Raw genomic sequence first — 1,459 nt, 5'->3', positions numbered from 1 at the left:
CTGTAGGAAACGAGTAGTTTTCTCTCGATCATCAAGTTTTCTTTGAGGATAGGATGGCTCGTCTTCTGCCTGGGACTCGTGCCTTGAGGACGCTGGAGGCGGCGGCCCGGCACCTCAATTTCACCCGTGCCGCCGACGAGCTTGGGCTGACACCGGCCGCCGTCAGCCATCAGATCAAGGAAATCGAGGATCAGCTCGGGCTGGTGCTGTTCACGCGCACCAGCCGCACCATCCGGCTCACCGAGGCGGGAACGGTGCTGTTCGACGCCTCGGCGGACGCGCTCGACCTGCTTGGCCGGGCTGTTTCGCGGGCGCAAAAGCTGACGCGCGGCACCGCTCTTTTGAAGGTAACGCTCGACGCGCAGTTCGCGTCAAAATGGCTGATGCGACGCGTCGACGATTTTCGCAAGCGTCACCCCGATATCGAGTTGCGATTCGACATTGCCTATGAAGTGCGGGATTTCGAACTTGACGACATCGATGTCGGCATCCGTTTTGGCGCTGGCAAATATCCGGGCCTTCGCACCCACCGGCTGTTCGACAACATCCTCATTCCGGTATGCAGCCCGAGCCTTTTGACGTCCGGTCCGCCGCTGCGCGAGCCGCGCGATCTTTTCAACCATACGCTTGCGCATATCGAATGGTCGCGGCAAGGCGTGACGTGGCCGAACTGGCGGATGTGGATGGCGGCGGCCGGCATCAATGATTTCGACGACAGCCGGACAGTCGTGTTCGGAAATTCCACGGATGCCGTCCAGGCAGCGCTCGACGGCAATGCCGTTGCGCTCGCCGATTTCGCCATGGTGGCGAACGACCTTTCCCAGGGCAGGCTGGTGCAGCCTTTCGAACTCGGCCTGCGCGTGGCGCCCGAGTTCGCCTATTTCCTGGTCTATCCCGAGAATACCGCCGACGATCCGCGCATCGTCGCCTTTCGCGAATGGATGCTAGAGGAAGTCGCCAAGACGCGGACCACGGATAAAGGGCAGTAGGGCAGTAGGGCAGTAGGGCAGTAGGGCAGTAGGGCAGTAGGGCAGTAGGGCAGTAGGGCAGTAGGGCAGTAGGGCAGTAGGGCAGTAGGGCAGTAGGGCAGTAGGGATAGGCGTCGGTGCCGTCTGCTCCCCTATTCCCCTACTGCCTTACTGCCCTACTCCCTTCTTGACTCAGCTTGCCACCGCGCCGAACCAGCCGATGACGGCGCCGATGATCAGTAGCACGCCGAGCCAGTGGCCGCCGTCGATGAGGGTCAGGTCCCAGCCGAAATTCTCGTAGCGATGGTTGACCGAGAGCGTCGTGGCGACGAAACCCAGCCAGAGCACGAAGCCGAAGACAAGTCCGGCGAGCCATGTCGGCTCGCCGCCGGTCATCGCGCCGACGACCAGCGCCATTATCGTGGCCATGACCAGTTCGGCGATGAAGCTGACGACGAAGGGCAGCGGCGACTTCTTCATCGTGGCCGGAT

Annotated in this window: 2 protein-coding genes; one reads left to right on the top strand and one right to left on the bottom strand. The window is 61.9% G+C overall.

The features are described 5' to 3' along the window. Window positions 1–53 precede the first annotated feature (53 nt). The gene (gene gcvA, locus EN969_RS30920) at window positions 54–989 is read left to right on the top strand and encodes a transcriptional regulator GcvA (RefSeq protein WP_013528901.1); all 936 of its coding nucleotides are present in this window, start codon (window positions 54–56) and stop codon (window positions 987–989) included. Window positions 990–1,160: 171 nt separating this feature from the next. Here the strand turns inward: gcvA and EN969_RS30915 are convergent. Then, window positions 1,161–1,459: DUF1761 domain-containing protein (locus tag EN969_RS30915; RefSeq protein ID WP_164758651.1), on the bottom strand; the 299-nt coding region annotated here is incomplete at its 5' end.

The organism is Mesorhizobium sp. M7A.F.Ca.CA.003.01.2.1 (assembly GCF_003998945.1).
Taxonomy (GTDB): domain Bacteria; phylum Pseudomonadota; class Alphaproteobacteria; order Rhizobiales; family Rhizobiaceae; genus Mesorhizobium; species Mesorhizobium ciceri.
The sequence above is the reverse complement of the archived record's forward strand: the minus strand, read 5'-3'. Positions and strand labels throughout refer to the sequence as shown.